Origin of the sequence: Streptomyces sp. 8N114 (genome assembly GCF_052245835.1) — a bacterium.
In the GTDB taxonomy this organism is placed as follows: Bacteria; Actinomycetota; Actinomycetes; order Streptomycetales; family Streptomycetaceae; genus Streptomyces.
Map to the genome: position 1 here is coordinate 1 of NZ_JBQQBT010000052.1, position 6633 is coordinate 6633.

A 6633-nucleotide genomic window follows, 5' to 3' on the forward strand; every position below is an offset into this window, starting at 1 on the left:
GGTCTGCTCCGCAGACACGACGCGCCGCCTCTACGAGGCGGGAAGACTGGCCCCCTCCGGGGTCCAGTCCCGTCCCCTCCGGGGCCGGAGGCCCCGCCTCCGGCGTGGCCAACCGGCCCTGTGGCCTGTGTTGTTGCCCGCCTCCGGTCTGCGGGCCGGTGTGGGGCTGGGGTTGGTGCGCGCCCCCTCCGGGGTCGCCCACCGGCTGGCTGCGGGGAGAGGGTGCGGCTGTCCGCTCGGCTCATCCAGTATGCATACCGGGGTTGGTTTTGGGATGCTGATCCACTCCCCCGCACTCGCACAAGGCATTCCCTGACACCAGATCAAGTATGCATGACAGGGTCGAAATTGGTGCCATGCGTCACCACCCCACAGCCCCGAAAACTCACCCGGAAAAGTCCCGGACACTCCGTCATGAAGAGCGCTGTTTCTCCGTGGTAAGCAACGGAATTTGTCCGCTTACCACGATCCCGCGCTCACTTACCACGCCGCTCACCACACCAGCTCACGCCGCGAATCAGGGGAGTCAACCAGACCGGCTCACCAGGCCATCCCCTCGATCCGGTGACGGTCGCCGCCGACACGCCCGCTGCTGCCAGTTGCGTTGTGGTGCGTGACGCACGGCGTGGGTGAGGTTTGAGGTGTCCGCTGGGTGTCTGGTGACACATAAGAGAGATCCACGCCGAAACTGCCCCTGACCTGTGGTGATGCGAAGTCGTTTGTTCTAGATCTCCAGAACAAACGACTCCCGGGTGTTCTGGAGATCTAGAACAAAGTCACCCTCTACTTGACCGGCCGTCAGCTGGCTGTGAGGCGCCGTTTGTTCTGCTCCTCCAGAACGAGCCGGTTTACCTGGTGCTACCGTGCTCCCCTTGTGTTGATCATCTCTGGAGGGCTGTGCTGATGGAACAGCTGCCGATCGTCCGCCCCGGTGAGCGCGTGGTCGCGCGGTCGGACGGCAAGGGCGGCTTGATCCTGGGTGTGGAGAAGATCAGGGGCCGCGAGTTCGCCGCGAGCGCACAGTGCAGCGGCTACGTGCTGGACGCCCGGCTGCTGATGGATGTGTTGGGCAGCCTGAAGATGCCCGGGAGCTGGTTCCAGGTCTGGTGCAAGCTCGTGGCGCTGCAGAACGCCAACCGCGCCGACGACCAGGTCCGCGTCGCCGCCCGCGGTTTCGTGAAGACCAACCAGCGGGATCTCCAGGGCCGGTGCAACCTGTCGGCGGCCTCCGTGAACGAGGCCAGCCAGTTCTTCGCGCACATCGGGTGGATGCGCACCGCCAAGCGCGGCATCCTCCAGCTCAACCCCTGGCTTACGGTGGCCGGCACCTCCAGCGAGCAGGAGAAGTGGCAGGCCCTGTGGAACAGCGCGAAGGGCCCGGCCTGCGTCATCCCGCACCCCGACTACCCCACCGAGTGGCGCCAGGCGCGGGAAGCGGCGAAGAAGGCCGTCGAGGCCGCCCGCCGCAGGGAAAGGGTCGTCACGCTCAGACAGCGGCGGCCCGTTCGTAAGGCGAGCGCATGACCTCGCGCGGCATATCCTCGATACACCGTCGACCTGATCGGAAGTGGTGAGGCTCCGTGAGCAGCTCTTACGTCCCCAGCCCTCCCACAGAGGCTCCCGTCACGATCTCCCGTGACGTCCTGCGCCTCCTGGCCCTGGTCGACGTCTCCACTGCCGGCCGCCGTGTCCTGGACCAGCTGCTGTACCTCAGCGACCCGGAGACCGGCACTGCCGCGATCAGCCAGAACGAGATGTGTGCCGAGCTGGGCGCGAGCAAGCCGACCGTGAACCGCGGCTTCAAGGAGCTGCGGGAGTGCGGACTCGCCTGGAGCCTTGAGGACGGCCTTTACCAGCTCCATCCCTTGCTGACCGGCGGCGCGGTCTCCTCTCCCGTCATGCCGGTCCCGGAGATCAAGGCCGCCGAGCCCGGACGCTTCACCGAGCAGCGACGGGCCCGGTTCGCCGCCCAGACGGCCAATCTCGCCGCCGCCGGCTAACCAACCCCACGGAGGCCCTGCCAGGCCCTCCAGCGGGCTCCTGGCCCCTGCGAAGGCCCCAAGGGCGCCGCACGCACTCGGGTGCGGCGCCTTCTTCGTGCCCGCCCCGCGATCTTGCCGGTAGCACCAGCTAAACCGGTTTGTTCTGGGGCAGCAGAACAAACCGCGACCCACCGGCGGTCGGACGCCGACCCGTGCAGCAGCTGTGCACGTGGGGATCAGTTGAGGAGGCCGACTTCGTGTGCTTCGCGGGACTGGGCGGGGGTGAGTTTCTGTTTCTTGTAGCGGCTGCGGGTATTGCTACGGAAAACGCCCAACCGGATGTGGAATTCGCATCCTTCGGCGTCGGTGACGGATTCGGTGTGGTCCCGTGGAACACGTAGGTGCCCTTCTCGCAATTTGAATTGGCGGGCGGCTGCGAGGTTGATTTCCCATCGGGTTGCCCCGGCGGGCACGGCCGGGCCGGCCGGAAGTGCCGCCGTCGTGGCGGCCGGGCGCACTCCCAGCTCGGTAAGGCGCCGTTGCTGGCCGTCTGTGAGGGTGTGCCAGGCGGCGGGCTGTTCGGCCAGCCAAGAGCCGATGTCGTCGCCGCCGAGGCTGACGCCGGGCTGGAGCTCGGTGAGGGCGGCGCCCTGGGAGATGAGCCAGCGGGCTTTCGCGTAGTGCCGCTGCCAGGACAGGGACCAGTCGGGGTTCCAGTCCGGGTCGATGGCCTCCAGCCGTTCCCGCCGGCTCTTCGCACGCTCCGGCTTCTTGCCCAGCCCGCCGGGCTTGCGGGCCTGGTGCAGCCGCTCCCCCACCGCCACACCTGCCAGAGCCGCATCCCGGGGCGCGGCGAGGGTGTGGTGCTCAGCGAAGTAGAGCGCGCACACGTCCAAGAACTCCGTGAACGCCTGGTCGCGGGGATCGAAGACGAACCCGGTCTCTGCCAGCAGCTCGATCCGCCAGTCGGCCAGCTCGCCATGCCGCCAGGCGCGGCGCTGCCCAGCCGCCCACTGGCCGGCCGGGTAGGCCACCTTGTGGTCACCGAGGTCGACGGTGGCGGTGTAGGGGATGTTCGCGTGCCCGTGGGCGGCGGCGTAGGTGCGGACGGCTTCCAGGCCGGTGAGCCAGGCGGTGGATTCCGGGCGCAGGACGCGGGTGCGCACCAGCCGTGCGATCTGGTCGGCTTCGCGGGGGCGGCGGGAGAAATGCAGCAGCGCCAGCTCGGCGCCGTGCTCGTGGCCGTCGGGCTCCTGCTCCTGGGCGTGGTCCTCGTCGGCCGGCTCACCGCCCTCGGCTGAGGTGTCGGCCTGCCGGGGATCCCCGGCAGGATCGGCGGCCAGGACATCCTCCGGCGTGCCGCTGCTGCGTCCTGCGGGGCGCAGCGCCAGCTGCTCGACCACGCGGGGGTCGAAGGCGCGCAAGGCCCGCAGGACAGTCACCAGCGGCTCGAACGCGGCCGTGGCGGCCATGTCCCGGCCCTCGTCCTCGGCGGCCAGGAGCACCGGCACGACCAGCCGGGCGACCTTCCCCTCGTGGGGCTTCTGTCGCAGGGCGCGGCCGACGGCTTGCACGATGTCGACGGGGCTGCTGCGCACGTCGGCGAACAGCACGCCGTCTAGACCGCACCGTCCGGTGATATCGGTGCCCTCGCCCAGGAGGCGGCAGGTGGACAGGAGGCGGAACTCCGTCTTGCGGCCCTCCGCGTCCACGCCGTTGGCGAACTGGTCGAGGACGGAGCGCTGGTGGGCGGCCGGGTGGAGGCCGCACAGCCACTCCCCCCACACCTCCCCCGGGAACCGGCCAGCCGCACGCAGCTCGTCGGCAGCGTCCGGAAGGCCGCGGGCGAAGGACAGCGCCTCCTGCGTACGGGAATGGAACGACAGCAGGCTGACGACGCCGGTCGTTTCCATGTGTGCGAGGGCGGCAGCACGGATCGCGCCCAGCCGCATCCCGCGCCGCTCCTCCAGCGTGGCCTCGTCACCGGGAGGTGCCGGGTCCCGGATCTCCAGCACATCGATCTCGAAGGAGGCCAGCACACCCTCCTCGATGGCCTGCCCCAGGGGGAAGGTGAAGGCCGGCTTGCCGAAGACGGCCTCGTCGTCCATCGACGCCACCAGCACCTCACCACTGGTGGCGTCCCCTTCATAGACGCGGGGCGTGGCGGTCATATACAAGCGCCGGTCCGCAGGGATACGGGCGTTGTCATGGACGACCGCCCACGGCTTGGCCGCCAGGCCGGCGGTGCGGTGGGCCTCGTCCACGACGGCCAGGCCGAACCCCTCCAGCTTCTGCCCGAACGCCCCGGCCAGCGCCCGCTCCAGGACACCAGCTACCGCCCGCTCCTCGGCCGCATCCTCGTCTTCCTCGTCGGCGCTGCGGCGGCCGGGGTTGCCGACCAGGGAGGCGTACGTCGCGAACACCGTGACAGGCCCGCTGCCCGCCCACAACGCCAGCCGGAGCGGATTCGTAGTGCACCGCACGTCCAGATCGTCGGCAAGGTAAGCCCGCACCTCCGGGTCACGGTCCAAGGAGCAGACCGCCACCGCCGGGCCGCGCATGCCGTACTGGCGCCACTTGGCCACCGTCTGCGTCAGCAGATTCAAGGTGGGCACCAGCACCAGGACCCGGCCGCGGGGCTCCAGACGCCGCGCAGCCTCGTAGGCGACCAGCGTCTTGCCGGAGCCGGGAGCCGCGACCACCTGCGTTCGCAAACCGTCGGCGGGGATGCCGCCGGGCGGGGTCTCCAGCGCGAACACCGCCGCGTCGACGGCCTCGGTCTGCCGGCGCCGCAGCTCCACCACCTGGCTCCTGTCGGTCTTCATTCTGGGCTTCCTTTCGGCGGGGCGCGGCACGAAGAAGGGTCCGTTGCTGGTGACGTCGGCGGCCAAGCGCTGGGGGATCTGAGGGCCTGGTGCATCAGGGCGCGATGTCCTGTTGTGCACGGGGTCGTGCTCCGCGCTGTTGGGCGTCCTTCGGGGATTCGTCGTGGTGCTGCCATGGCAGCACCAGCACCTCCTCCCACCGGCGCAGTGTGGGGAGGGAGATGTCGAGACGTAGGGCGATTTCTGTCAGGGACGGCGTGTGTGGCCACATCGCGCGCAGCCGTCGCTCTGTTGTGGGGGTGAGCTTGCGCAGCTGGTTTGGTGTGCCGCGTTCTTTTCGCAGCGGTGGTAGTGCTGCCTGCAGCCGCGGGCAGTCCTCTGCTCGGTTGCGGAGGGTGTTAGGGGTGACCCCGATGGACTTGGCGGCCTGGGTGAGGGTGTGTCCGTTCTCCAGCAGTCCCGCAGCCCTCTCCAGCTGGCTGAGGGGAGTCTTGGTCCTGTTGGGGGAAGGGCCGGCCTCGTTGATCCGCAGGCGTACGCGGTCCTCCATCTGCGCGTAGCCCACATCGTCGCTGCGCCACTGGGCAAGCGCGTCCCCCGGGAGTCCCAGAGCACGGGCTGCTACCTCTTCGTCTCCTGCGCAGCGCACTAAGGCCGCGAGGTAGTCGAGTTGGCGGGCGAGTACCTGCACGCCAGGGGGGTGTCCGTCCAGGGCTGCCCGCAGTTCTCCGTCGCCGTCTGCCGCCTGCCCCAGGGCTCTCGCCGTCTTTCCGACGATCTCAGCGGCCTCGTGCGGGGTGGCGCCTGCCCGCAGTTGTTCCAGGACGGTTGCGCGGTCCGCTGGCCGCAGGCCCCGGTAGCGGTTGGTTTCCGCGTTGTGGGCCATGCGGCACCGCCAGCAGCGGCCTCCCTTGCGCCATCCGGCTGGCGTGCCGCAGGACGAGGCCGGGGCCCGGCAGGGAAGTTTCTGCACGCTCATGGGCGGGTCTCCTGCTCCAGCCCTTCGACGGTGTCGGCGTAGGTGATGGACAGGGCCGGCACTTCCTGGGCGACGCGGGCGAGGACGGCGCGGTGCCAGCTGGCGGGGAACGGAACCTCAGGGTGCGCTGCGTGGTACTCGGCGTCGTCCCGGTAGGTGACCACCCCCGGGTCGGGCAGGTCCATGAGCTTGTCGATGATGCCGGAGACGAACTCGCCGGTGCGCCGCTCCAGGTCCTCGATCTCCAGCCGGACCCCGTCAGGGATGGCGTACTTGCCCTGCTCCCAGTGCCGCACCGTGCGGGAGCTCACCCCGAGGTGGCCGGCGAGCCAGTCCCCGGTCAGGCCCAGGTACTCCCGGACGACTTTGAACTCGGCGGGGGTCATGCGCTCGTCCTCGGGCACCCCGGGCGGATCGGCGTACTCGGTCACGGTTCTCTCCAAGGCGAGGCCCCCGGCTGGACGCCGGGGGCGAAAGGGGCAGATCAGGCGTGGTCGACGTCGTGGCGCTCGATGATGGCAAACAGGTCGACGTCCTCGATCACGGCGGCAATGTCCAGCTCTCCAGTCCACACGTGGTCGGCCTCGTAGTAGGGGCCGATGAAGTCGTTGCCGACCAGGTGCACGCCCTCAGGCAGCGCCTCGTTGATGGCCTTGCGGTAGTCGGAGGCGATGCGGTCGAGAGCACCGGCGATCTCCATGCGCTCCTGCCATTCACTGTCGCCGCCGTTGATGGCATCCAGGACCGTGGCCTCAACGCTCACGTTGAGGTGGTCGCCGTGGTTTACCCAAGAGCCGTAGTCGGTGGTGATGTTCATCCGGGTCCTTCCGGTAAGGGCCTGGGGCTA

Annotated in this window: 6 protein-coding genes; 2 read left to right on the plus strand and 4 right to left on the minus strand. The window is 69.4% G+C overall.

Features of this window, described 5'->3' with window-relative positions:
* The first annotated feature begins 903 nt into the window (after window positions 1-903).
* Together ACTWQF_RS36645 and ACTWQF_RS36650 are read left to right on the plus strand one after the other, a co-directional pair.
* Window positions 904-1524: a hypothetical protein gene (locus ACTWQF_RS36645; protein WP_443284105.1), complete on the plus strand. Its 621-nt coding sequence runs from the start codon at window positions 904-906 to the stop codon at window positions 1522-1524.
* A gap of 56 nt (window positions 1525-1580) precedes the next feature.
* Window positions 1581-2000 carry a helix-turn-helix domain-containing protein gene (locus ACTWQF_RS36650; RefSeq protein ID WP_443284106.1) on the plus strand — a complete coding sequence of 140 codons (420 nt, stop codon included), beginning with the start codon at window positions 1581-1583 and terminating at the stop codon, window positions 1998-2000.
* Between the two features lie 218 nt (window positions 2001-2218).
* On the opposite strand, the gene ACTWQF_RS36655 is transcribed toward ACTWQF_RS36650, so the two are convergent.
* From ACTWQF_RS36655 to ACTWQF_RS36670, 4 genes are all read right to left on the minus strand, one after another.
* Entirely contained in the window at window positions 2219-4807 is a 2589-nt protein-coding gene (locus tag ACTWQF_RS36655) for a Helicase associated domain protein (RefSeq protein WP_443284107.1), read from the minus strand.
* Window positions 4808-4901: 94 nt separating this feature from the next.
* The gene (locus tag ACTWQF_RS36660; RefSeq protein WP_443284108.1) at window positions 4902-5693 is read right to left on the minus strand and encodes a hypothetical protein; all 792 of its coding nucleotides are present in this window, start codon (window positions 5691-5693) and stop codon (window positions 4902-4904) included.
* Between the two features lie 89 nt (window positions 5694-5782).
* Window positions 5783-6217, minus strand: a complete 435-nt coding sequence (locus ACTWQF_RS36665; RefSeq protein WP_443284109.1) for a helix-turn-helix domain-containing protein — start codon at window positions 6215-6217, stop codon at window positions 5783-5785.
* Window positions 6218-6270: 53 nt separating this feature from the next.
* On the minus strand, window positions 6271-6603 hold the full coding sequence (locus tag ACTWQF_RS36670; RefSeq protein ID WP_443284110.1) for a hypothetical protein: 333 nt from the start codon (window positions 6601-6603) through the stop codon (window positions 6271-6273).
* Window positions 6604-6633: the final 30 nt, after the last annotated feature.